The sequence below is a fragment of the Psychrobacter sp. P11G5 genome (assembly GCF_001593305.1).
GTDB lineage: Bacteria > Pseudomonadota > Gammaproteobacteria > Pseudomonadales > Moraxellaceae > Psychrobacter.
In genome coordinates this window covers 2353970-2379273 of the sequence record NZ_CP012533.1, presented here as the reverse complement: position 1 = coordinate 2379273, position 25304 = coordinate 2353970, and the positions used below count along the sequence as shown (strand labels likewise).

Sequence of the window (25304 nt, the reverse complement as noted above, 5' to 3'; positions counted from 1 at the left end):
AGCCTGTGGCATAGAGCGTGCCAGTTTTATTTAGGATTGATTATAAGCGCGCTTTATAGTCACTATTACCATCGTTAATCGTACCAAACACTTCTGCACGATTGACCACTTCATGCGCCCAAGCACGGTGTGTGGCAGGCTCTAACATCGTATTATTATATTTAAATACAGCTTTCGCTTCACTATGGAGTATCGCTTGCGCCTCATCTAGCATACTAAGGGGCACGCAGTAAGCTTGTTGTACCAAAGCAATCTGACTTGGATGAATGACGGTTTTTCCGACCAAACCTAAGCTCACATCGCGAGTCAGCTCTTGCATAAATAGCGTTGGCTGGTCTAAATATTCAAAGACTGGCGCGCTTAGATAAAAACCATGCGGTACAAAACAGCCAAGTAACTGATAGGCAAGAGTACCAATCGGAGTATCGTAGACAATGCTGTCTTTCGGACGGCGCAAACGCAGCGCGGCAAACAGATCATTGCCACCGATACGTAGGGCAAAGACTGGCTGACTAAAGGCTTCTTTAAAGCCAATCGCTAACTCTTGATTATGATGCGGGTTGAATAGGGCTGCAGTCTCTAAGGTCGGCATCAATAACTGGTCAGTACTTACATTCTGACAGGCCATACGCCAATTGGATAAGCTATACATATCGACTTTAGGCATGACGAAGCCATCAATCAGATCAATGTGAGCAAAATCTGCTAGCTGCTGTAGCATGGCCGGATTACGTGGACGTACAAAGACCAATGGTCGCGTCGGCTGCTGGTTTTGCTGCTTTGATTGCTGCTCTGATTGAAGATTAGCTTGTCTGGTTGGCTCATTAATACTATTAACATGTGCCGACCACGTATGGAGCAGTACCTGCAAGCGCTCGAGTGCCAACTCAACATCACTATGGCTAACCGCGTCTTCTAAACAAATGATAATGCTATTAATCGTCGGTAATTTGTCACGCTTAATGACTTGCCAAATGTCTTGGCGAGTAGCTGGCATATAAAGGCTAGCGCCAAGTTGATAAGGGTGATGGGTATGCGGCTTGATCATAGCATGACGCTCAGTGATCAGGTGTTCATAAGACTGAGTATAATTATAAAGGCTGGACGTTTTTTCTGACATAGTAGATGTTATCGTAAATAGTAGTGAATGATAGTGCAGGGACAAAAGCGTTGGACGCTTATCCTACTTATGATTGGCTGTCTGTTGTGCGTTGCTTGATAAGAGTGATGGCTTGATAGGGGAGTATTTTAGCACCTAACACAGTAATATTAATATCTCGCTGCGCACATAAATGTCGCAATAACACGGTATCGGGATGCTCGGCAGTAGCCAGTAGAATGCGCTCGGGATCGCGGCGTAATATGGCGCGTGTCGCCTCTGCAATCGTCGGCTTGATACGGTTACGATTGGTGATATTGTAGTCTGCAGCTAGCTTATCTATTAAATCAGCAGTCTGATAGCGCGGCTGCTTAAATGTTGGCAAACGTTGCAAAGGTATCGTTAATGCACGTCGTGCTGTATCAATATGATCGATAAACGCTAAGCTATGATCTGCTTCTACTAAATTATCATAAAAAACACTGCGATGTAGACCTGATTGCGGCTCAGTATAAAGACTACGTGAAATCAATCCCGACACCGTGCTATTTAATAAACCTGATGGGATCAACCAGTCTTCTTCACTAGCAGCTAGCCATGCTACGCCCGCTGGATCAGCGAGTGTAAGTAGCGGGATGGCGTCTTTTCCTTGATGAAAAATATTGGCAAAATTTGGATGGCTAGGGTTGCTAAAAGGCTCTAAGCTATGAGCAAGCTCTTGATAAATAGCGCCTTTACCTGTCCAACCATCGACGAATACGATGGGGCTGTCTGGGTAAGCGTGTAATATCATCTGTAAAGCGACTGGATCAAGGCCACGATCACGGATGATGCTAATACCGTAATGCACACTGGGCAGAGAGTAGTCGCTATCGGCATCTGACCTTTCATTATCTGATAGGGCACGTTGTAATAATACTCCAACTGGCAAACCTGCTCGTACTAAGCTAACTAGTACTAGTGGGCGCTTAACATTAATGGTGCTTTCATTTAGAGGGTTTTGAAAAGTATGGTGTAGCGTATAAGCCAAGTTAGCGATATCCGTCGCGGTTCTATTTGTGCCTTGCTCTAATGCCTGCGCGTATAATTGCTCATGCATGGCTGACGGTGCTTTCTCTAAGGTCAGCATGTCTGAATAATGGCGCTGGCCACTTTGAATAAGCGCTTCTTTTTGGCTAACCGGCACGTCTGCAACCGCGTCTTTATCAACGATATCGAGTAGCACTGTTACATCGCTGGCAAGGTAACTGCCTGAGCCGTATTTATCGAGTTTTTGAATATTGGGAGTGGTCATAGGAGGTTTTTTACTCGTATAAGCTGCTATCGTTATTATAATTATTGATATTTGAGAGTTGTTAATCGCCGAAAATTATTAAGAGTTAAGATTGTCGTGCAGTTGACCATGATTAGGCATACCATACCAGTCAAGCAGTTGCAGAAAAGGTAAATCTGCCAGACTGTCACCAAAGCCAAAACTCGGACGTTGACTGTCTAAATGATGGTCTAATAAAAACTTTACTGCATGATGCTTATGAACCGCATGTGGCAGTATCGCGAGATTATTTGCATTTACATGAACATAGAAATCCTGATCAAAATCACGTATTAGATTAGGTAACTGTGCAGCTAATTCTACTAGCGCTTGATGGTTTTTTTGCGCATGTTTAATAGCCAGATAAATGGTGAGCTCTTCATTAGCAGAACCATTATTAAAGCTATCAATATGCGGTGTAAATACCAATTGACTGTCATCGTTTTCACTATGATTGGCAAATAATTTGCTCAGCTGGTGAAGCTTGTCTTGTAAAGGGCTAAGCTGCTCATACATACGCTGTTGCCATGCGCTTAATAGTTCGCCATCAGCTGTTAAAATAATCGCTCCATGAGTCAAAACTTGCCAACTGTCAAAAGGTAGCTTTACACGTTTGATTTCGCTACGGTCGCGCGCGGTTACTACTATTAACTCAGTGCTAGCAAGCAACCAATTAAAGAATGACGCTTGGCGCTGGCTCATAAAACTTAACGGCTCGCCTTTTTTATTAACCGTGGCGCAGACTAAGTTTTCAGACTCAGCCATTGGCAAATCCCATGCATCAATTTTGCGTTGGGTTTGAAAAAGCGTATCGTCCAAATCCATTAGCGCGTAGGGTTTGATAATGTCGGGACTGGTCTTGAAGAATGGGGTAGTCATAAAAGCGTCCATAAATAATAGATTTGAAAATCAGAGTATGATTTAGAGGATAGTTCAAAGTGTAGGACTCACCACCAACACATTATCCAAACCTTGCCACATGTCATCCACGCTATCAGAAGCCGTTTCTACACAAAGCACAATCAAATCCCAATCGCTTGGCTCAACGTTATAAGCAAAATTGGTCATACCTAGACCATAATTGTCGCTAAAGCTTAGCATGGTGGTAATCGCACCACCAAGTGCAATCGGTGAGCGTGTCAAGGCGCTAAATTTAACTGTCTGATTGTCACTATTTAAGCTAGCAGTTTGCTCAAGCCATTCCGCCAATAAAAACGGCAACCACACAAACTCATTACTACCCAATACCAAAATCCGCTCAGGTAATTGCTTTTTATCAAACTGTGCTTGCTCATTAAAACGCGTAAATGCAGTTTGAAACTTCTCCAGATAATTATCAAATCCATCTGTGCTATCTAGCGTTGGGAAGCGTCCCCAATTACCAGTGTTGCCTAATGGCTGACTGCCAGCCTCTGTCGTATCGACCGATGGCATGATAATAGGTTCAGGGTCGGGTGCATCCGTCCATTGCCATGCACCAGACAATAAATGATGACGATGAAAGTCTATATTAGGCAAACGAGTAGATATTGTATCGTCTGCATCAGCTGTACCCTGATTCTGATTTAGGGACCAATCAACCAAAGTGGTGAGATGTACTTGCTCTAATTGTGCGAGTCCAGCATTACGTAGGGCAGTCACGACATTGACGCAAGTATTGCCCGTTGAGGCTTCATCATCGACCATAATAAGCGTCTTGCTAGCAAGTAATTGCTCTTGCGTAGCTTTATCTGCACTTTGATAAATTAAATGCTGGCTAGCGTGACTGTGGTCTTCGCTAAAAGTCGTTAGTAACGTTTCACTATTATCATCATTGTGTTGCGCATGACGCGTGGAGTTTAATAATAAAGCCTTGGGATAGCGCGCTTGTAGCGCCTGATGGACACCAGCGGATAACCCAACAGCAGTCTCTGCCATACCAATGACCAAAATCGGCCCGGGTAAATCGCTAGGTACTAGATTTGCTAAGTCAGTAAAAGCATTGCGCATGGTACTAGGCGCAACTGGGATATGACGACCTAAGACTTTTGAGACGAATAGAAATGCGCGTTTGGGGTTTATACGTTGCGCAAAGCTTAATAGTTCTTCTAGTTGATAAGTCGCTTTACTACCTGAAGTATCGTTAATTTGATAGGTGAGATCAAGATTACCTCGCGGTAAGTTAATAGTGGTGCTGTGTTGCTTATTTGACATTAATATTCCTTTATACTTTTGATCTTGTATAGTTATAAATTCTATCAATTACAACAGCCATAACGTGCTGCGGCTTTGCTTGCTTAATTATAGTGTAGTCAGAGATGTAGCTGTCATGCATGACAAACCAAACGAGTTGTCCGAAACGATTTAAGCGTTCGCTAATAGCGCAGATAATAACTGAAATTTCATCATATAGCGCATATTTTATGCATACTCACAAAAAGACTTGTAGTGACTCCCGACAGTAGGAAGCCTAAAGCAATATTCGTTGATCATGAATAACGTGATAGTTGGACTTTCGCTAGACTGGGTAACAAGTCAGTTCAGCCATAGTTCAACTAAATTTATCCAACAAAAATTAAGTCAAATAAAAACGCTATTTAAGCTACGACCTTTAAACGAAAATCTCTGTCCTATTCTGACTTTAATCATGTGTGTCACTACCTCAATGTCATTTATCGGATGATATCACCCTCTATCGGACGATATCGCGTTAAGACTTGCTAGTGTGTATACCTTGAGTAATAATGCTGGCGAAATCCTTCTGAGAAATTAATCCTGCTATAGTTTCTCAATGATAAAGAAGGAAACAAAATTTATATTTTTAAACTTAGGGTCTTTACCTTTGTTTTCTAGTCTACTTTTCGTTGTCATACAAGTAACCGTTAAGAAGAAATTACTAAAGCCACTGATATTATCGATAATTTAGTGTATCTGACTGGTTTTATGTTGCCGATAAGTTATTTGTTTTTTGGACTTATGGAAATAAATAAACGACTGCTAATTAATAGGTAAAAAGCATAGAGTTGATATGTAAGAAGTATGTATTTGTGGTCCAATAACGCTTATGCGACAAAAATTCATCCAAAATATAAGTTACAATATTATCATTAAACGCATATTGTAAACGTTAAATAAATAGTATAATAAATTCGGGACGATTCTATAAATAATCGTATGCGGTTTATTTTAATTATCAGCTTTGTTTAAATAGCTTGGTATTAGAAAATTCTAGCTATATTTTCAGAAAAAGGAGTGGTCTTTGAAATTTTCTTGCGCATTGGAAACGTCGTCTGAACGCATTCGTCTAGTCAACGTTATTTCACCTCTTATTAAAGCAGGTTATCAACTAGTATCGCAAAAACAAGAACCATCAGAAAATGGTGGAAACATTATTTATGTGGTTGCCAGAAGTCAGGGATCGAAAACACAAGCTGATTTAGTCGATGACTTATCTTCTATTGCCGGTTGTACATTGTTCAACCTAGAAATTTCTGAAGACGAAGAAACGGTAGCACCGAATAAAAAAGCGTTAGATGAGAAAGCTATTCTAGCGGCTATCGGAGCTCAGTATCCAAATATAGTTGATGTTGTCAAACAATACGAAGAAAGTTTGGCAAGTGATAAGCGTGCTACTGCATTGCACGAATTGGGTCGCAAGGTCGGCGGCGGTATTTACCAACGCGACTATGCTCTTGGTAGCCCATTAAAAAGATCGGCGGCGATTAGTCGAGAGCTTGTCCCAGCACTAAAAGACTTTTCTAAAGTGAAAGCAGATGAGAACGTGATCACTTTAATTAGATGTCCATTTTGTGGTCCATCAAATACCAATCATTCAGGTTGCCACTTTGTTGTAGGTTATATAGAAGGATTCTTAACGGCCAACCCTGCAGTAGGGAGAGCGAGCGTTGAGGAAACCAGTTGCGGAGCTGGTAGTACCAATATTTGTGAATTTAACATTAGATAGAAAGTAATCATTCATAGGAAATTCAATTCCTATGAACAATAAATAGTAAACGTATTAAGCACCTCGGTTCAACCAAACCAGCGTTGTCTTATGCTCAGTTTTTATTAAATATAAAGGGTAGAAAAATGATTGAAGTTCAATATGACATGCTTTTGGTGCTTGTTTCATACGCGATTGCAGTATTTGGTTCTTATGTTGGTTTAAACCTTGCTATTCGGGTTCCAGCTGCAAAACCAGGATCAGATCTATATTTTTGGGTAGCGCTATCTTCAATTGCTATTGGTGGCGCAATTTGGTCAATGCACTACATTGGTATGATGGCAGTCGATATGCAGATGCCTGTTACTTATAACATTGGTATGACAATTGTCTCTATGTTGCTTGCAATTGTATTTGTTGCAGTTGGAATTATTATCGTAGGCCGTGGTACACCAAGCATTGCCAAATTATTAGGCGGCGGTACACTAACGGGTCTTGGCGTTGCAGCGATGCATTACACTGGTATGGCTTCAATGCAGATGGATGCAACTATGTCGTACAACACGACACTTTTAATTGCCTCAATTGTTATTGCTATCGTAGCCGCTATTGCAGCACTGTGGTTGGCATTTAACCTACGTGGAAATCTACAACGTTTTGGTAGCGCGTTCATCATGGGTATAGCAGTTTGCGGTATGCACTATACTGGTATGGCGGCTATGGAGATGACTCATACAGGTGAAATGATGTCTATGGGTTATAATAATTCAAGCGCGTTTACTTCATCGCTTACTATCTTTGTAGGTTCGGTAATTGTACTGAGCTTGCTATGGGCCGCTGCTTCTTATAACGCACCTAAGAAAGCAACTCTAGTATTTGGCGAGTAACTATCTAATTATAAGCCATCATCACTCCTACAGCTGAGTGAAGAGAGCCATAAAAAAAGGTTTTTAGATTTATATCTAAAAACCTTTTTTGTGCCTGACTGTTTAAAAAATCTGCTCAGTCCTTTAGATGCTGTAACTCACTACTTTTAGGATAATTTAAGTAATCATCTAATCATCGATCATGACACTTGTCATAATGGAGCGTACTTGACAAGGTGTAATCTTCTGGATGATATCATCTAAATCAGGTTTTTTGGTTAAGCCTAACCAATAGGAAAATCCTACTTGCGTTAAGTCTACACCGCTGTGAGTCGTATAGCCAATACCACCTGATGGGCGACTGTTAATCTCAAGGACGCGCTGCTGGCCAGCATCATCTGCCTTAGTCTGTACACTGACGATACCATCGCAGCCAAAAACTTTAATCAATGGAATGACGACATCCATAACTGACCGCTCATAGCCGATGTGCTGGATTTTACCGGTTTTATGGCGAGTGATTGCTGCTAAGACTTCACCATATTCGCACACAACATCGATAGAATACTCTTGCCCTGATAAGTAAGGCATCAACAGCATTGGAATAGGACGTTCGTGTATCATTTGGCTATTAGTATAGGCATTCAAAAACTGGTCGGTATTAATCTTCTTCTCTTCGGTAAAGTACAGATGCTCAAAGCTATCGTAGGTCTCATCCTCTTCTTTACCTGAATCAAGTCGCCAAAATCCTTGTGCAAATATACCGGTAACAGGCTTAACGCATAAGGGTTGATGACCATGTTCGGCAAGTAAAGCGTCAAGTTCAGCAGTATTATCAAAACGCCACGCATCTGCAACTGGAATATTATGCAAGTGGCAATGCTGCATAAAGGCAAACTTGTCATCGATTGATTCTAATGCTGCTACGCTAGTTGCCCCTGTCAATAGACGAATACCAGCCGCACTAAATGCTTCGCGCTGCGCCTCGTAGTCGATACCATTGCGACCCGTAAGTAGCACTTTCACGTTATGCTGCTTGGCTTGTTCCAGTACAAATTGCCAGCGTGGAATAATAGCTTCGGGTATCGGTTGCTCATTATCATCTAAGGGATTTAAAGATGGCTCAAGGTAAAAACTATCAGCAAATTCAAAAATCTCAGGTCTATTTTGGCGATGGGACGCAATGATATTAAATGGCGTATCAGATCTGGTTTTTAGGGATTGCAAGCTTGCTAACATATCACGCTGGCTGGATTGACCTTCAGCTAACCAAGCGGCTACTGTTGTATTATGATTGGTGTTTTCAGGGTTATCCATAGTTCTCTCAGCGTTATAATAAATTTTATAGGTAGTTAGATAAATCGAGATAATTATCAAAGAGTGGTTGCTTAGCGTATGCTCCATTATATACAACTGCCAGCAGTTATAAATGCTCCTGATGAAATAGTATCAAGGATTTGTAAGGCGGTTTGTTGACTATTTACTTAGCGAGTTTGCTTATTAAAACTCTAGTAATATCCGTGCTACTATATGACGATAGTTAATACAATAAACAAAACGAGATAATAAGTAATTCAAAGGACATATTATGAGTCAAGCCCAACCTCAAAAACTGGTTGCAGGTGCTAATGCACCACTACCAACTGATAATATTAGTATCAGAATTTTAAGCCAAAATGCTATCGATTGTGCCGCTTATCGCCTAACAAGTGAAGGTAAAGTACGCGGCGATGGTGACATGATATTTTATGGACAGACGCGTAGCGATGATGGTAGCGTGAGTTTCCGAGGTCATGATAGCGATGGGTTTTTTGATATCAACTTGCCTGTGCAGCCCGCGAGTATTGAGAAGATTGCCCTTGCGTTTTCTAGCGCGCAGACGCTTGCTCAAGTCGGCGATGTAGATATTCAAGTGCTACAAGGCAGCCAAATATTGATGACTTGCCAACTTAGTAGCACTGGACGTAATGAAAAAGCCATTATCTTAGCTGAATGTTATCGTCGGCAAGGTAGCTGGAAGTTTCGCTTTATCGCTCAAGGTTTTGAAGGTGGTCTTAAACCGTTGTCTGAGCATTTCGGTATTGAGATTGCGGATGAAGCGCCGGCTCAGTCCCAAGCTCAAAGTCAAGGTCAGAACCAGTCACAGGGTCAGTCACAACCTATCAATACCCAAAGACCTATTAACACGCAAAAAGCAGGCAGTTCTGCAAATAAAGCAAGTACACCACCACCGATTCCTACAAGCTCCACTAGCCCTTCAATCAATTTAAGCAAAATCACCTTAACCAAAAACCAATCTAGTATTAATCTTAAAAAACGCGATGACTTTGGCAAAATATCTGTCAACCTAAACTGGAATCAACGCCCAAATATTGACAAGCAAGCGCCTAAAAAAGGCTTGCTAGGCGATTTATTTAAGCAGCATGGTAAAGGCGGTATTGATCTCGACGTTGGTGCAATGATTCATCTGAAAAATGGCGAAAAAACACTGATTCAAGCCTTGGGAAATCGCTTCGGTAATCTACAATCAGCGCCTTATGTGTTGTTACGTGCTGATGATAGAACCGGACAAGTCAGCGGCGGTGAGTGGCTTGATATTAATGGTCAACAGTGGTCACAGATTGAGGAAGTATTCATCTTTGCTTTTATCTACGAAGGTGCACCGAACTGGGCGCAAACGGATGGGGTAGTGACCATTCATGTGCCAGATCAGCCACCCATCGAAACACGATTAACGGAAGGGACAGGCAATTTGCCGATGTGCGGTATTGCACGTTTGGTCAACCAGCAAGGTAGTATCAATGTTGAGCGTATTAACCAATATTTTAAAGGCCATCAAGAAATGGACAAAGCCTTTAACTGGGGATTTAGTTGGAAGCGTGGGCGCAAGTAGGCGCTTCAGCTTTACTTGACATACCAGTTATGATTGCGGTCTAGTGAAAAATCTGATGGTAATTATTAGGTTGATTCTTATGTGCTAAAAGGTTTATATCCACTATAGAAATGAGAGAGTTCGATGTGGGAAATACTGACACAAATGCTATCAAGAATGACCCTTATTATCACTATTGCTTTTTTGATAACTAGACTATCTATCTTTAGAAAAATGATTTACCACCGAGTTGGAATAGTTGACTTATTTTTCTTAACCATGATATTCGGTATGTTTGGAGTAATTGGTAATTATACGGCCCTTGTTGTAGAACCAGGGAACCATACCATTATATCTGATTTATGGAACCCTACTCTTCAATCAAACAATGCAGTAGTGGACACACGAAATATTGGCATCATTATCGGTGGATTTTTTGCAGGTCCGATAGTTGGTGTAGGAGCCTCTCTAATTGCAGGAGCTCATCGCTTACTAATGGGTGGCTTTATCAGCAGCGCTACTTTTTGGGTATCTATTTTAGGCGGTTGCCTTGCAGGATGGTTTGGATATAAGTGGCGCGGAGTAGGTTTAATCAAGCCCAAATATATGTTTTTTATTAGTATTGTTATTTTAACCATTCAAATTTTAGTCATTCCAGTCTTAACTGCCGATCATACTGCTGCTCTTACATTAATTAGTTTTACAGGTCCCCCAATTATCATTATAAATAGTATTGGTATATGGATTTGTGCGATGATTTTTTATAATGCCATACAAGAAGAAGAGCGAACGAGAGCAAATCAAACGGTCAAAACATTCTCAATTGCTGATCAAACCTTTTCCTTATTTCGATCGGGTTTGAATGAAAACTCGGCTAAAAAAAGTACAGAAATTATTAAAAAATTAACTGCTGTAGAGCATGTAGCGATTACTAGAGGGTTACGTGAACTGGCTTATACTGGAGAAGTAACCAATCAAAAGAGAAATGATAAAGAAGATTTGATTTCGCGTAAGTTAGTTTTAGCAACGGGCAAATCCGTATTAAATGAATCAAAGTCAAAATGGCTGTTTTCGAATAAACCTAATAGTAGAGCTTCTGTGGTAGTCCCATTTTGCGTAAAAAATAAGGTAATTGGTACCCTTAGCTTCTACTATAGAAGCTCAGCACACATTACTTCCGTCGAAAAAGAGTTGATCGAAGGATTAGGGAAGCTGTTCTCAAATCAGTTAGAGCTTGGTGAGATTGAGCGTCATAACCAACTACTACAAAGTGCAAAAATCGAATCACTACAATCCCAACTGCAACCGCATTTTTTATTTAATGCTCTTAATACTATCGTCGCTTTATGTAGAATTGATCCAATGCTGGCGCGAAATCTATTAGTACATTTATCAACTTATTTACGAAATAATTTGACAGGTATTGGCGATTTTTTGGTCCCTATCCATAAAGAAATGGATAATGTACAGGCCTATTTAGCTATTGAGCAAGCTCGCTTTCCAGACAAGTTTGCGATGCGTATAGAGATAGATTCTGATTTAATGGATTATCTTATTCCTCCATTTATCATTCAACCCTTAGTTGAAAACGCGATAAAGCATGGTGGATTTAAAAGGTTACAAGTAAAAGGTGCGGTTTGTATTGAAATTAAAAAAGTATCAGAGATCTTAATTTCAATCAAAGTATCTGACAATGGCGTTGGTATTGAATCAAACCGAATAGTGGATTTAGGTGAGCGTGTTGTAACCTCGTCTAAAGATGGAAGTGGTACTGCACTTTTTAATATAAAAGAACGACTGACAGCATTGTATAATCAAGAGGTCCGCTTTAGTGTAGATAGTGATATTGGTATAGGAACTTGTGTTTCAATTATATTGCCAGCTAAAGATTAGGGAAGAATGCGGATGAATGTGTATGTTATTGAGGATGAGATATTAGCTAGGCAAGAGCTGATTTATCTTCTACATGATACAGGGAAGATAAAAGTGATCGGTGAGGCAGAAGACACGCATCAGGCGTTATGGGATATTAATGAGAAGCAACCCGACGCTGTGTTTTTGGATATAGAACTTGAAAATGGTAACGGCCTTGATCTTGCAAAGCAATTTAACAATATGAAAAAACGTCCTATGGTTGTATTCGTAACTGCTTATGGTGAGTACGCATTAGACGCCTTTGAGCTTGATGCTATAGATTATATCGTTAAGCCCATTGATAAAGTCAGGCTACTAAAAGCGGTGGACAAGTTAGCAAACTTGAATAGTACGTCTCATTTAGAGAATAATGTTGAACTCGTACCCTCAATAAATAAAGAGAAAAAACATAGCATTACAGTAAAAGAAAATGATCGAATCATTGTCATCGATACTAAAGATATTCTATATATTGGTACTGAAAATCGTCAAGCTTATATTCAAACCCTAGAAAAAAAATACCTAACAGATACCTTACTTTATAAAATGAAGGAAAAACTTGGTAATAATTTTATCCAAGTGCATAGAGGCTATATCGTTAATATCAAACAAATAGCAGTTTTAGAGCCTTGGTTCAATCGAACTTATTTAATTGTACTAAAAAATGGCTCTAAAATCTCGGTAAGTCGCTCGTACGTTAAAGCAATCAAAAAAGCGCTTGGATTATAATATGAATAAGAGGGATAGATGTAGGAAACCTCTATCCCTCTTATTTGTGAATGAGATTATCTCATTATCAGTTATGACCAACCAATAATCTGAGCGATAATTAGCGCGCCAATGGCAATCATGGCCCAAACTGCAAAAATAGGTAAGAAAAAGCGTAACCACTTTTGATAAGGAACACCAGCGATAACTAATGCTGCCATAAAATATCCACTAGTTGGGAAAAGAACATGAGTAAAGCCATCACCAAGTTGATAGGCTAGAACTGCAGTCTGTCTAGTTACACCTACAAGGTCAGCAAGTGGCGCCATAATAGGCATAGTAACAAGGGCTTGTCCACTACCAGAAGAGATCACAAAATTAATTGCTGTTTGAACAAAGTACATGCCAACAGCTGCAAGCTCAGGAGGTAGATCTCCAACTAATACGCCTAAAGAATGTACAATTGTGTCCATAACATTGCCATCTTCTAAGACTACAGCAACTGCACGAGCTAAGCCAACAATGAATGCTCCCATTAATACATCTTTAAAGCCTTGGTTAAACCCATCACATATTTCAGTAAGCTTAAGACCAGCAATCATTCCAACTACGATGCCCATGATGACAAATAGTCCGGACATCTCTACCATGAACCAACCCTGCTTAAGTACTCCGTATACTAGTACTACGGATAGAATAAGCATTGCGTATGCAGCTAGCTTTTGACGAAATGACATGGTAAGAGCAGTACCGCCGACAATTTGATTAAACTCTATTCTCTTTTCACTGTCCTCTTCATAGACGTAACTTTTGGATGGATTGTTTTTAACTTTCTTTGCATATCTTATAATAAAGAAAATAACTGTAGTGACTGCTAAAACGAATACGATTGAACGTAATCCCATTCCTGAGAACACTGGTAGTCCAGACAACTTTTGTCCAAGCCCCGTATTGATTGGATTGAGCACACCGGCGCTAAAACCAGCACCAGTTCCACATAGTGCAATTGCAGCAGCCGTTACCGAGTCGTATCCTAAGGCAATAATTAAGGGCATAATGACTGGAATATATACTAATGATAATTCCGGTGTACCAATTAATGTGGCAATAAAAGCAAATGTTGTTGTTAGTACTGCTATTAATAGCAAGCCGTTATTTGCAAATTTTCGAGCTAGCTTATCAACAGCAACTTCGATAATTCCTGTTCTTCTAAGTACCATAAACATACCACCGATAATAAATGTGAAGAACACGACTTCACCTGCATCGATAAGACCTCTAGGCACCGCAGTTAGAAATTCGGTGACACCAACTGGAGTTTGCTCTATAAGATGGTAGGACGTGGCATCAATGGTTGTTCTACCTTCTGGCCCAAGAACTCGGTCGTATTTGCCAGAGGGTACAAAGTGCGTAAGAATAGCTGCAATAGCACTAAATACAAATAATATGACGTAAATATGCGGCATCTCAAATTTTTTCTTTTGCGTACTCACTAAATCTGTATTATCAATTTTGCTCTTTGACATGCCGTTTACTCCAAATAATCCGTTTTAGAGAATGTGATATATTTTTCAATAGAAACTAAACTGTAATATAGAAACGGCTTATAGTGTCGTGAGACGTACGAGATGAGCATATAGGCGACCAGTTGTACATTATGAGTAACGAGTTGCACACTTCTATACTATTTAGAAGTTATCAGGAGAGTGATAAAACCTCCTATTTAAGTTTTAGCTGATAAGTGTGGTAGAAAGAGGAAGTAGAGAGAAATAATCAAAGAGCTTTAATTTAATATTAATAATTTGCAAATTAAAAAGCCCAGCTATTATAAATAACTGGGCTTTTTTGACATTCTATACGCTACTATAATAGCGATCTATTTATGCATGCGGTGTAATAGCAGGCATCAAATCATGGAACGTGCGACCAGAAGCGGTTTCGCCAATAGCATGCATCTTCCATTCATCGTTGTGGCGATATACTTTTGCCATAACCATTGCCGTATGACTACCTTGTGCAGATAGGTTGTAGCGTGCTACTTCTGAGTTATTATCAGCATTGACGATACGGCAAAATGCATTCTCTACTGTTTCAAACGTCTGTCCAGTAAAGCTATTAACGGTAAAGACCAATGACACCACATCAGCAGGTACTTTTGAGAGATCAACGTTGATTACTTCATCATCACCGTCACCATCGCCAGTGCGGTTATCACCAGTATGAACGATACTGCCATCTTTTGATTTAAGCTGACTGAACCAAATAGCATCGACGGGCTGTTTATTGCTATCAAACATAATGCATGAAGCATCTAAGTCGATAGAGTCGCCGCCAGTGCCGCCGCCAAACAACTTACCTAAGAAGCCGCCTTTTTTGTCTTGAGGTCCTTGTGCAACATCCCAACCAAGACCTAGCTTCACTTGGGTAAGGTTGCCACCAGCTTCTTTGCTTAGGGATATTTTTTGACCCTTTTGTAAACTAACTGCCATGATAAGATCCTTATACCAACTCCAAAAAACATGATTAGCTGTGTCAAACTTGCTTAGTCTACAAGACGTAGTACTTGCACTCGTTTTCCTCGCTACTCTAATTTTTGTGAATGGTATTATAATAATTGTGAGTGGAATAGTTTAAAAATTTAGTTATAAGATATTGTCTAGAAAGCCACCACTACCGCCGCGACCCCCTGAGCTAGTACCTAGGATACTCTGTAACCAACCTTGATAGCTGTCCCGATTGCGTGAGCAGATAATGACCTTACCCGTACCTGAGAAGTTCAAAACCATACCTTCACCACTGGTGACCGAATTGATAATGTTACTCATGATGCCTTTTTTCTTACTGGTAGAGACCGACAGCTTATAATCTAGGTTTGAATCCCAGCAGACGACATGACCGTTATCGATGATAACGTCTTTATCTGGAGTTACGTCAATCTCAAATAGCGAGCCGAAACCTGATACCACGACCTGACCTTGCCCTTGGGTTTGCATAACCATAAAGCCACCAGTGTCACCGAATACAGCTCCGCCAAGGTTGCGCTGGATGTTCGCTCTGATATCCACGCCAGTTTGTGCGGCAACAAAAGCACCGTCACTCAACGTGTATTGCTGCTTGCCAACATCAATAATTTGCATATCACCGTCTAGGGTAGGCGCAAGCAAACAATCGCCCTCACCATTGACCGCTTCAATCTGCTGCTGAAAAAGTGATTCATCATTAGCGAAACGGCGCATTAATGACTGCACCAAGCCGCCTTGCAACTTACCTTTAAGCTCAAGATTGGATTCCATCATCACCATTGCATTAGCTTCGCAATAAATCGAATCGCCTTTTTTAAGGTTGCAATGCAAAAATGGCTCAATGGTACCGATTAGGCTAAACGTGGCAGTCATGGGTAGCAAATCCTTATTCTAGTTCTTGGTTTATCTTAAGATTTATTTTCAAACACTAGTCTTTAAATAAAATTTTTCAAGGTCCATTTACTTTTAAAGCTATCAAGTGCTTTTAACACACTTGATAGCTTATATAGAGTGCAATCAGCTATCCGACTGAACTCTTGTACTTATAAACGATTAGAGTCAAAAACTAAACATTTACGCCATAAGAGGCTGCTAATGGTCCAAGACCACCACTGAAGCCTTGACCAACAGCACGGAATTTCCAATCGCCACTGTGACGATACAATTCACCGAAGATCATCGCAGTTTCAGTACTACCATCTTCTGATAGGTCGTAGCGTGCGATTTCAGAATCGCCATTGTCGTTTACAACACGAATATAAGCTTCAGCCACTTGACCGAAGTTTTGATTACGGTTTTGACCTTCATAAATGATAGCGCAGATAGCTACTTTGCTGACATCAGAAGGAATGCTAGCAAGGTTGATTTTGATTTTTTCATCATCGCCATCGCCTTCACCGGTACGGTTATCACCAGTATGCTCAACTGCGCCATTGTCTGACTTTAAGTTGTTAAAGAAGATAAAATCTTGGTCGTTACGGACTTTGCCTGCTTCATTAACCAAAAAGCCGATAGCGTCTAAGTCAAATTCTTGACCGTCAGTAGCGCGTGGATCCCAGCCAAGACCAACAGTAATATTGGTTAAACCTGGTGCTTCTTTTGATAAGTTTACGTTGCCGCCTTTCGTTAAGCTAATAGCCATATAAATATCCTTTAGATTAATAATTGAGTGGATTGGGTTTTGAACAAATGAGCTAAAAATAATGCAGTAATTTATCCGTAAGAGCAAACAGTAAGTATATTTACCTGCACGCCACGTCCTGCATATCATTACGTTTTACTATACTAAGCGTTTGCCCACTAAGCAAGGCGAATTTTGTGAGCTTACCATATGCTTACTAAGGGACATAATAATCATGCATCTCTGATACTTTTTAACAATCCCAGCAATAGTCGTTAAGACATTGTTATCAAAAAGTAAATTCATCAATAGTCGCAAATTGCGTAGAAAACATCATAATAAAATGACAAATAATTTTATAAGAGTATTAATGTAAGAAATATTAAAAGTTTACCCAAAAACGAAAACAGGCTATACCAAACGTATTGGTATAGCCTGTTGTTAGTTCGATATCAATTTAAATTAAGTGGAGTTATATTTAATGTCCAACTAACCTCAAGTGATAGATTTCGCTTCTTCCTTACGGTACTTAAGTGAGGCAAGCAATGCCCAGCCAATAAAGGCAATACCAATAAGACCAGTAATAATCTCTGGCACATGGAATTTCACCGATAGTAGCATGATAATTGCTAATGCACCGATAGCATAATGTGCACCATGCTCAAGGTAGATAAACTCATCAAGCGTGCCTTTGTCTACTAAGAAGATGGTCATAGAACGCACGAACATCGCACCAATAGCAAGGCCTAGCATAATGACAATAACGTCATTGGTAATAGCAAATGCACCAATAACACCATCGAAACTGAACGAGGCATCAAGGACTTCTAAGTATAAGAAACCGATAATACCACCTTTCATAATAGCGCTAGTCGCCGCTGCGCCTGAGCCACTTTCTTCGTTTTCTAAATCTTCTTCAAGATCACCCTCAAGCATACCAGATATAACCTGTACGCCAAGGTAAACTAGGATACCCCAAACACCAGCGATTAATACCGCAGAAGCTTGCTCTGCACTGGCCCATGTTACGGCAATCATTAAGACTATAAGGGCGACGAATACGCTCATAGCATCGACTTTGCCGAGTTTAGCCAAGCGACTCTCAAGCCACTCAAACCAGTGCACGTCTTTATCATCGAATACGAAGTTTAAGAAGACCAACAATAAGAAAATACCACCAAATGCTGAGATTTCAGCATGATGTGCCATTAATCTTGCTGAGTATTCTTCAGGATTATACAAGGCTAAGTTGATCACTTCCATCATGCCAAGATCAGCGGTAACCGCGACGATGACAATAGGGAAGACCAAGCGCATACCAAATACCGCGATTAAAATACCAACGGTTAAGAAAATCTTTTTCCAAAATTCGTCCCAGCCTTTAAGGACTGAGGCGTTGACCACCGCATTATCAAATGATAATGAAATCTCCATGACGGCCAAAATAGCAGTAATAGATAGGGTGGCAATCAAGCCGCCCATACCGCCATGTGAATATCCCCACCACGCCGCTACCGCTAAGGCAATGGCCGTGAAGATAAAGTCTAAATAAAAATGTCTCATGACACATCCTGTCTGGTTGCGTAAAGCTAAGGTCGGCCTATTATAGACACTAACCACAAAAAAGCGGCTATTGCTAACCACTTTTTATGCATAATTTTAAACGAAACATAAAGCATTACTAGTCGTTTGGCTAACAATAATTGTGACTGTTTCGCAACTATATTAAATATTGATAGCTGATAAGTAGCTACTTCATATTTTGGATGTGATAACTATTCTAATATCAGTTTAAGTACTAACTTAGATATCAACACCATATTGCTGGCACATCGCTTGTAAGCCACCTGAGTAGCCTTGACCAACGGCACGGAATTTCCACTCACCGTTATGGCGATAAACTTCGCCAAATACCATGGCAGTCTCAACAGAATAGTCTTCTGCTAAATCAAAACGTACGACTTCAGTACCCGTATCTTCGTTAACCACACGGATAAAAGCGTTCGCTACTTGGCCAAAGTTTTGACTACGAGCAGCAGCATCATGAATAGTAACGGTTACGACGATTTTATCAACGTCAGCAGGTACTTGGGTCAGGTTTACTTTGACGAGTTCATCATCACCATCGCCTTCGCCAGTACGGTTATCACCAGTATGCTCAACCGCGCCATTGTCAGACTTAAGCTGGTTATAAAAGATAAAGTCATGATCACCGCGTACTTTGCCAGCCGTGCTTAGCAAAAAGACACTGGCATCAAGATCGAACTCAGCGCCAGAAGTTGCGCGCTCATCCCAACCAAGACCGATAAGCAGTTTGGTTAAATTTGGGTCAGTTTTGGTTAGCGATAAGTTACCGCCTTTATTAAGTGATAAAGCCATGGGATTGTCCTTGTTATTAGGTTAAATTAAGGTTATTAGGGTAAATTAAAGTTATTAGAGTAAGTTAAACGTTTTGTTGAAAGGTTTTAGATTAAGATTGTGCAAGAAAAAGCGATGTTGAGCCAAAACTGGCGCAAGACCAACGCTTAATAACGCTCTATCATAACAACAAAAAATGACCCAATCAAAGCAGATTAGGTCATTGTTGCGTTTAATATAAAATTGACTATAAAACCTAAAATTTAGCGGCTTAAACTGCTTCGATTACTATTTGCAATTGTCTATAGCCTTATAAACTCTGACGGTGACGAATCTCAAAACTTTGATGAATCGGTTTTTTGACATTAAAATCAAAGCCAATTGTTTTTTGGGTAATATCGATAATATCGTAACGTTCGGTCAACTGCTCATCCAGCTCAAAGCGGGTAAAGTTGTTAGAAAAATACAATACGCCATCGGAGGTTAAGCGATTCATTGCACGATTGATGAGAGCAGCATGGTCGCGCTGCACATCAAAAGTACCTTGGAACTTTTTAGAGTTCGAAAAGGTCGGTGGATCAATAAAGATAATGTCGAATTGTTCAGTATTGTCTTTAATCCACTCAAAGATATCAGCAGCTACAAATTGATATTTGCTGCGACTAACGTCCAGACCGTTAAGCACAAAGTTTTGCTTGCCCCAATCTAGATAATTCTGTGATAAATCAACACTGGTGACTTTTTTAGCACCAGCTAATGCTGCGTGCACACTCGCTGTACAAGTATAAGCAAACAAGTTCAATACTGCTTTGCCGCGACTGTTGTCTTTGATACGCGCACGCATATTGCGATGGTCAATGAAAAGACCTGTATCGAGATAATCAGTGAAGTTGACATAAAAGTACGCGCCGTCTTCACGAGCGACATAAAATTTGCCACGCTTTTCGACATTGCCTTGTTTGCTATATTGGTCATTACCAGACTGACGCGCACGAGTTTTGATAAAGATTTGTTCGCGGTTAATGTCGAACACTTCACGAATACCCATTAACGCCAAATTAAAGCGTTTCTTAGCAGTTTCAGGTGGAATGGTTTTAGGCGGTGCATATTCTTGCACGTGTGCATAATCGCCATATAAGTCGATAGCGACTTTGAAGTCAGGCAAGTCAGCATCGTAGACACGCACATTGCTCACGTTGTCTTTTTTGGCGAGCTTTTTAAGTTTGGCAAGATTTTTTTGCAAGCGATTAATAAAGTCCTGTCCATCTTCCACTTCAATCTCACGTTTCTCAAAGCGACTAACGAGATTGCCCGTTTGCCCAGCGATCAGGATGCCATAGCGGAAATAAACAGTGATAGCACCATTATGACAACGTAACGTTTTTGGTTCTTTAATCGGTAAGATATCAACCTGTTCGACATTTGAGGCCAATATGCCAAGCATCGGATCGACACCGCTACCTGCAAAGCTATCTTGTAAGATAAGCCCTAATGCTTGATATAACGGCTTAATCATTTCTTCATCACCCAAACGCTCACCATAAGGTGGGTTAGTAATGATTAAAGGATTGCTTAATCTACCATCGTCGGCCAGCGGCTTTAGAACAGTACTTAGTTGATCGAGGGCGCGAGTCTCAAGGTCAAGTAGCGGCAGCAAATCTTGCAAACCTGCAGCAATCAGGTTCTTTTCTGTCGCGAGAATTGCGCCACTATCCGCATCAAAACCCAAAATTAGCGGTAGGGTATCTGGCTGCTCGTTAGCGATTGCTAAGGCTTCTCGGAAGCGTGTTTGGGCATCATCAATCATCTGTTGCCATAATGCATCATCATGATGTTGCCACTGGTAAAAGCCAAACTGATTGGCGGCTTTATCGATACCAACCGCATAATCGCAATGCATGAGCAGCGCTTCAATGATAAATGTTCCAGAGCCACACATCGGATCGACCAAAGCATTATAGAAAGGCGCATTGCCAGCGTCGTTTTTCTTATGCCAGCCTGCGCTGTAGAGCAAAGCCGCTGCCAAGTTTTCTTTTAATGGCGCTTCTGTCATTGCCACGCGATAACCACGGCGATGCAAACTGGTACCTGATAAATCTAGATACAGCTCAGCTTGTTTATCATTGACAGTTGCAAACACAGAAAAGTCTGGGTTTTTACTATCGACGTTAGGACGACTGTCATAAACTTCATTAAAAGTATCTGCAATCGCATCTTTGATACGCAGCATAGCAAACTGCTGACTGACGGCAACGCGCTTATCAACAGATAGACGAATAGCAAACGTTTGCTCTAAGCTAAATTGCTCAGTCCATTTGACCGATTTTGCCAGACCGTAAAGCTGCTCAGCCACATCATATTCAGTATTGATGTTTTTGCGTTTAATTAACATCAATACTCGCGAGGCCACCCGTGACCAGAGGCAAATCGTATAGAGATCACGTAACGTACCCGTAACGGTCAGACGACCTGTACTTTTAATGTCACTTGCAATCCCAAAGCTTGTCAGCTCAGTTTGTAGCGGTGCCTCAAGCCCATCGGCGCAGGTAATGATAAGGTCAAGCGACAACTCTGGCGAAGAAGCTGTTGAAGATGCGGGCGAGGTTGTTTCGGTCATACGGATACCTGTGGCTAAATTAATAAGTAATGCACATCATACAATAAGATGTTTAACCGGTAATTTTACCATATTTCAAGATAGGATGGTTTAAAGTGGTTATGTTTAAAAGCTCTTAACCCAAAAATACTTGGTTTAAAAGGCTGTGTTTGAGATGTAAAAAATTCATACACTCTAATATCGTTACTTATCATTCTTTGTCATTGAAACTTCTTCTGATACGATCTGAGTCGTGGTCGCAAAGGGTTTAGTAGCGATAGGATAATCGACGTCTTTTGGCATTAGTAAACGCATATGAGGGTAGGGGGTTGAGATATTCGCGGCATCAAAAGCGCGCTTGATATCTTCTTGTAGGCCTTCTTTAATTTTGGGCATACGAGCCACGGCGGCTGGCTTAACCCAAAAACGCACGATAAAAAACACTCCGTATTCGCCAATCTCCGCTACTGTTGCTGAAGTTTCAGGACGACTGAGTACTACATCGGTGTCAGTAAGTACTTGCAAGATTTCCTTGCGTGCAGTGTCAATATCATCCTCAAAAGCAATACGCATACGAATATCAAATCGTATAAAGTTTTTGGAAGTTAGGTTGGTAACCTCGGACGAGGCTACATTGGAATTTGGGATAATAACGGTGATGTTATCTCGAGTTAAGATATGGGTTGTACGCAGCGAAATCAGGACAACGCGTCCTTCTTGGTCGTTGATATTAATCCAGTCGCCAACTTGAAATGATTGTTCAAGCAAAATAGTAATACCAGCGATAAAGTTGGCTAGCGTTGACTGGGCAGCAAAGCCAACCGCCAAGCCAACGATGCCCAAACCAGCCACCAGCGACACAATATCGAAGCCAAATTGTGCCATGACGCTGGCCAGTCCCAGTACCCAAATCAGTACAGATAAAATATTCTTAAGTAGCTGTTCAATAGAAGCATTAAGGCCATAATGTTGCAATACTCTATGAATAATTTGTCCCGATGATGCCCATAATATATAGTAGATACCTGCCCAAGTACTGGCTTTTGCTGTGGCTTTGACAGTACTTGGCTCAAAGTTAATCTGACTCATAATTGCGATTAAGCTGGCAACCACCCATATGTAACGCAGCACTGAACGTGCAATATTGTTACGGCGCTCATTAAAGCGAAAGCGTGCTTTATTGTGTTTAATAATATAAATGGTCAGCCAATAAAAAAATCCTAATATGGCAAGCAGTATTAGGATTTTGATGCCAGTGCTAACCAACTCTACCGCTTGAGAGGACCAATCGAAAGAGTCTTCCTCTACTGAGCCACCAAGAGCAAGATATAAGCTAGTATGCAGGTCACGGATAATCTCTTCAAAAAAATCAGTAATACCAGCAATTGCCATCGTCTTGTCCATGCAAAGTTATGTTTCAAATTCTGTCAGCTTAGTACCGATCAACCATGACCTGAGTCATGGCTGGCACTACGCCTATCTCTTGTTTGAAAGTGTAACCGAGCAGGTGATTAAAAGCTATCTTCCTGTGCATCTTGAGATTGATAAGGTATTTTCATTTTATGCTGTACATCGCGTAGAGCAGTGCGTAGACCTTCCAAAATAGTAGGGTGGTAAAAAGGGGTATCAAGTAATGCTTTGACGCTTAAATCATTGGTAATCGCAGTGGCTAATATATGTCCGATATACTCGGCATCAGGACCAACCATACTAGCGCCTAGAACTTTATCAGTCTTTTTACAACCATAGATGTGCAATAGACCACAATTGACTCCCATCACACGGCTACGTCCTTGATTATCAAAACTGACGCTACCAACCACATATTCAAGATCTGGATTTTGCTGGATTTCTGGTAGAGACAGGCCAACGTTGACAATTTGTGGTGAGCAAAAAACGATTGAAAAAGGAATAGCAGGTGGACGTATATAAGCATCCGCTTCGTTTTTACAAACCATACTGCCCGCACTATACCCTTCATCACTGGCCACATGTAATAGAGGGATATTCGCATTAGCGTCACCAACGATATAAACATCAAGATTACCGATTTGTCCGGTCTTTTTATCTAGTTGTTTTGGGCGGTTTTTATCATCAAGCTCAACACCTAGGTTTTCAATGCCCAATTGCTCGATATTGTTACGGCGACCAGTTGCGACCAGTACATACTCACCTTGCCATTGCTGTGACTGACCAGCACTATCTTCATAATCAATGAAAGCAATCGACCCTTTAGCATTATCTGCTACTTGGGTACCCACATCATTGATTTTACTGCCTAGATGCATCGTTAATTCGCGACTTAAGCAATCGATGGCTTTATTACTAATGTCAGGATCTTTAAGCCCAGCCACCCGTTTGACTCGATTAAATACTGTTACATCTACGCCCAATCGTTGAAATGCTTGAGCAAGCTCTAACCCAATAGCACCTGAACCGACCACTGCCATGGATCTTGGTAAGTCGGTAAGTTCAAAGGCAGTGTCAGAGGTTATCATGGTATCGCCAAGTCTATCAGCCCAGCCATCTGGAATGAATGTTGAACTACCAGTAGCGACGATGATTTTCTCAGCTTCTATCAGCTCATCATTTACCTCAATCAGTCCTTGCTTATTGATATGAGCACGGCCATCTATTTTTTTATCTTCAGGCCAGCCTTCGACCTGTTTTTTGATATAGCTGGCAAAATGGTTACGCTCATCACGGACCCGCTCCATCACTCGTTTGCCATCTATCTGAGCAGTAGCATGAATACCGAAATCTGCAGAATGGTTGGCCTCGTATGCACGATCAGCCGCTGCAATTAATAGCTTACTCGGCATGCAGCCAACTTGGATACAAGTCGTTGTCCAAAATCCATCATTGATAATGACAACGTTATCATTGGTTTTTCTCGCTTGGCGAAAGGCGTTTTGGCCCGCAGTGCCAGCGCCAATCACCGCCACATCTACCTTACGATTGACGTTGCCATTGGTTTCATTAGATGATTTGCTCATATTGTCCTCAATTAATTAGGTATTCAGATTAATACTTCAGTAGTCGATTATTTTTAATAATAGCTTTCAATATTAAAGGTTATCTTAACGTCATACATCTATCTATACGTAGCAAGCTGTTGCAAAAATGTGTAGTCATTTTTTCAAGACTATGTTGACTAGTTCATTAGATTCGAATAGGAACTACGCTAAACGAAAGTAGTTTTGCAGTCACTTCCACATGACTGTTTACCTCAAAATAAAACCATCTATCGTAAAAAAACACCGTCTATCATAAATAAGCAAGCTAATTTGTTAATAAATATTACTAACAAGTCATATTAATGAAAGAAGCTAGATGGGTTTTTGGTATGCAAATTGCACAATTTTTAATCAAGTGCTTTATCTTTTTTTACTGACATAAATATAAATGTCGTTTTTATTATAGCAAACCAAATTAACGTTAAAAGACAGTCTGGAAAAAAATCAGATATTCGAAAGAATACCTGATTTTTTTATTCAATATAATGCCTTGTGCT

Annotated in this window: 19 protein-coding genes; 5 read left to right on the top strand and 14 right to left on the bottom strand. The window is 40.6% G+C overall.

What is annotated here, in order from left to right; all coding sequences use genetic code 11:
- Positions 1-40: 40 nt before the first annotated feature.
- The 4 genes from AK825_RS09550 to AK825_RS09535 all read right to left on the bottom strand — a co-directional run bounded on the left by AK825_RS09550 (position 41) and on the right by AK825_RS09535 (position 4604).
- Positions 41-1120 (bottom strand): HpcH/HpaI aldolase/citrate lyase family protein, encoded by a 1080-nt coding sequence (locus AK825_RS09550; protein WP_068036648.1) that lies wholly within the window; start codon positions 1118-1120, stop codon positions 41-43.
- A gap of 67 nt (positions 1121-1187) precedes the next feature.
- Entirely contained in the window at positions 1188-2393 is a 1206-nt protein-coding gene (locus AK825_RS09545) for a cysteine protease StiP domain-containing protein (RefSeq protein WP_068036644.1), read from the bottom strand.
- Between the two features lie 78 nt (positions 2394-2471).
- Positions 2472-3290 (bottom strand): HAD hydrolase family protein, encoded by an 819-nt coding sequence (locus AK825_RS09540; RefSeq protein WP_068036641.1) that lies wholly within the window; start codon positions 3288-3290, stop codon positions 2472-2474.
- A gap of 54 nt (positions 3291-3344) precedes the next feature.
- Positions 3345-4604 (bottom strand): phosphoribosyltransferase domain-containing protein, encoded by a 1260-nt coding sequence (locus AK825_RS09535; RefSeq protein WP_068036640.1) that lies wholly within the window; start codon positions 4602-4604, stop codon positions 3345-3347.
- A gap of 1045 nt (positions 4605-5649) precedes the next feature.
- On the opposite strand from AK825_RS09535, the gene AK825_RS09530 reads away from it, so the two are divergent.
- Positions 5650-6354 (top strand): hypothetical protein, encoded by a 705-nt coding sequence (locus tag AK825_RS09530; protein WP_068036634.1) that lies wholly within the window; start codon positions 5650-5652, stop codon positions 6352-6354.
- A gap of 125 nt (positions 6355-6479) precedes the next feature.
- Entirely contained in the window at positions 6480-7220 is a 741-nt protein-coding gene (locus tag AK825_RS09525; protein ID WP_068036631.1) for an MHYT domain-containing protein, read from the top strand.
- Positions 7221-7388: 168 nt separating this feature from the next.
- On the opposite strand, the gene AK825_RS09520 is transcribed toward AK825_RS09525, so the two are convergent.
- A complete protein-coding gene (locus tag AK825_RS09520; RefSeq protein ID WP_068039282.1) occupies positions 7389-8516 on the bottom strand; it encodes an ATP-grasp domain-containing protein in 1128 nt (375 codons plus the stop codon).
- A gap of 271 nt (positions 8517-8787) precedes the next feature.
- Between AK825_RS09520 and AK825_RS09515 the strand changes: the two genes are divergently transcribed.
- From AK825_RS09515 to AK825_RS09505, 3 genes are all read left to right on the top strand, one after another.
- A complete protein-coding gene (locus AK825_RS09515) occupies positions 8788-10092 on the top strand; it encodes a TerD family protein (protein ID WP_068036624.1) in 1305 nt (434 codons plus the stop codon).
- 123 nt (positions 10093-10215) lie between these two features.
- Positions 10216-11964, top strand: coding sequence for a LytS/YhcK type 5TM receptor domain-containing protein (locus tag AK825_RS09510; protein ID WP_082787225.1), 1749 nt, complete (start codon positions 10216-10218; stop codon positions 11962-11964).
- Between the two features lie 12 nt (positions 11965-11976).
- Positions 11977-12714, top strand: a complete 738-nt coding sequence (locus tag AK825_RS09505; protein ID WP_068036622.1) for a LytTR family DNA-binding domain-containing protein — start codon at positions 11977-11979, stop codon at positions 12712-12714.
- 71 nt (positions 12715-12785) lie between these two features.
- Here AK825_RS09505 and AK825_RS09500 read toward each other — a convergent pair whose 3' ends face one another.
- From AK825_RS09500 to AK825_RS09460, 9 genes are all read right to left on the bottom strand, one after another.
- Positions 12786-14219, bottom strand: a complete 1434-nt coding sequence (locus AK825_RS09500) for a Na+/H+ antiporter NhaC family protein (protein WP_068036620.1) — start codon at positions 14217-14219, stop codon at positions 12786-12788.
- Positions 14220-14573: 354 nt separating this feature from the next.
- A complete protein-coding gene (locus AK825_RS09495) occupies positions 14574-15182 on the bottom strand; it encodes a TerD family protein (protein WP_068036617.1) in 609 nt (202 codons plus the stop codon).
- 153 nt (positions 15183-15335) lie between these two features.
- Positions 15336-16088 carry a TIGR00266 family protein gene (locus tag AK825_RS09490; RefSeq protein ID WP_068036615.1) on the bottom strand — a complete coding sequence of 251 codons (753 nt, stop codon included), beginning with the start codon at positions 16086-16088 and terminating at the stop codon, positions 15336-15338.
- A 193-nt stretch (positions 16089-16281) separates the two neighbouring features.
- Positions 16282-16857 carry a TerD family protein gene (locus AK825_RS09485; protein WP_068036612.1) on the bottom strand — a complete coding sequence of 192 codons (576 nt, stop codon included), beginning with the start codon at positions 16855-16857 and terminating at the stop codon, positions 16282-16284.
- Positions 16858-17331: 474 nt separating this feature from the next.
- On the bottom strand, positions 17332-18399 hold the full coding sequence (locus tag AK825_RS09480) for a DUF475 domain-containing protein (RefSeq protein ID WP_068036609.1): 1068 nt from the start codon (positions 18397-18399) through the stop codon (positions 17332-17334).
- Positions 18400-18639: 240 nt separating this feature from the next.
- Positions 18640-19215, bottom strand: coding sequence for a TerD family protein (locus AK825_RS09475; RefSeq protein WP_068036606.1), 576 nt, complete (start codon positions 19213-19215; stop codon positions 18640-18642).
- Positions 19216-19504: 289 nt separating this feature from the next.
- A complete protein-coding gene (rlmKL, locus tag AK825_RS09470) occupies positions 19505-21811 on the bottom strand; it encodes a bifunctional 23S rRNA (guanine(2069)-N(7))-methyltransferase RlmK/23S rRNA (guanine(2445)-N(2))-methyltransferase RlmL (RefSeq protein WP_068036603.1) in 2307 nt (768 codons plus the stop codon).
- Positions 21812-21994: 183 nt separating this feature from the next.
- Positions 21995-23182, bottom strand: a complete 1188-nt coding sequence (locus tag AK825_RS09465; protein WP_227514047.1) for a mechanosensitive ion channel family protein — start codon at positions 23180-23182, stop codon at positions 21995-21997.
- A gap of 119 nt (positions 23183-23301) precedes the next feature.
- Positions 23302-24786, bottom strand: a complete 1485-nt coding sequence (locus AK825_RS09460; protein ID WP_068036599.1) for a dihydrolipoyl dehydrogenase — start codon at positions 24784-24786, stop codon at positions 23302-23304.
- Positions 24787-25304: the final 518 nt, after the last annotated feature.

What these genes read in the sequence shown, in the direction of transcription:
- AK825_RS09550 (WP_068036648.1), bottom strand. Translation starts at nt 1,120, where the DNA reads ATGTCAGAAAAAACGTCCAGCCTTTATAATTATACTCAGTCTTATGAA.
- AK825_RS09545 (WP_068036644.1), bottom strand. Translation starts at nt 2,393, where the DNA reads ATGACCACTCCCAATATTCAAAAACTCGATAAATACGGCTCAGGCAGT.
- AK825_RS09540 (WP_068036641.1), bottom strand. Translation starts at nt 3,290, where the DNA reads ATGACTACCCCATTCTTCAAGACCAGTCCCGACATTATCAAACCCTAC.
- AK825_RS09535 (WP_068036640.1), bottom strand. Translation starts at nt 4,604, where the DNA reads ATGTCAAATAAGCAACACAGCACCACTATTAACTTACCGCGAGGTAAT.
- AK825_RS09525 (WP_068036631.1), top strand. Translation starts at nt 6,480, where the DNA reads ATGATTGAAGTTCAATATGACATGCTTTTGGTGCTTGTTTCATACGCG.
- AK825_RS09520 (WP_068039282.1), bottom strand. Translation starts at nt 8,516, where the DNA reads ATGGATAACCCTGAAAACACCAATCATAATACAACAGTAGCCGCTTGG.
- AK825_RS09515 (WP_068036624.1), top strand. Translation starts at nt 8,788, where the DNA reads ATGAGTCAAGCCCAACCTCAAAAACTGGTTGCAGGTGCTAATGCACCA.
- AK825_RS09510 (WP_082787225.1), top strand. Translation starts at nt 10,216, where the DNA reads ATGTGGGAAATACTGACACAAATGCTATCAAGAATGACCCTTATTATC.
- AK825_RS09505 (WP_068036622.1), top strand. Translation starts at nt 11,977, where the DNA reads ATGAATGTGTATGTTATTGAGGATGAGATATTAGCTAGGCAAGAGCTG.
- AK825_RS09500 (WP_068036620.1), bottom strand. Translation starts at nt 14,219, where the DNA reads ATGTCAAAGAGCAAAATTGATAATACAGATTTAGTGAGTACGCAAAAG.
- AK825_RS09495 (WP_068036617.1), bottom strand. Translation starts at nt 15,182, where the DNA reads ATGGCAGTTAGTTTACAAAAGGGTCAAAAAATATCCCTAAGCAAAGAA.
- AK825_RS09490 (WP_068036615.1), bottom strand. Translation starts at nt 16,088, where the DNA reads ATGACTGCCACGTTTAGCCTAATCGGTACCATTGAGCCATTTTTGCAT.
- AK825_RS09485 (WP_068036612.1), bottom strand. Translation starts at nt 16,857, where the DNA reads ATGGCTATTAGCTTAACGAAAGGCGGCAACGTAAACTTATCAAAAGAA.
- AK825_RS09480 (WP_068036609.1), bottom strand. Translation starts at nt 18,399, where the DNA reads ATGAGACATTTTTATTTAGACTTTATCTTCACGGCCATTGCCTTAGCG.
- AK825_RS09475 (WP_068036606.1), bottom strand. Translation starts at nt 19,215, where the DNA reads ATGGCTTTATCACTTAATAAAGGCGGTAACTTATCGCTAACCAAAACT.
- rlmKL (WP_068036603.1), bottom strand. Translation starts at nt 21,811, where the DNA reads ATGACCGAAACAACCTCGCCCGCATCTTCAACAGCTTCTTCGCCAGAG.
- AK825_RS09465 (WP_227514047.1), bottom strand. Translation starts at nt 23,182, where the DNA reads ATGGCAATTGCTGGTATTACTGATTTTTTTGAAGAGATTATCCGTGAC.
- AK825_RS09460 (WP_068036599.1), bottom strand. Translation starts at nt 24,786, where the DNA reads ATGAGCAAATCATCTAATGAAACCAATGGCAACGTCAATCGTAAGGTA.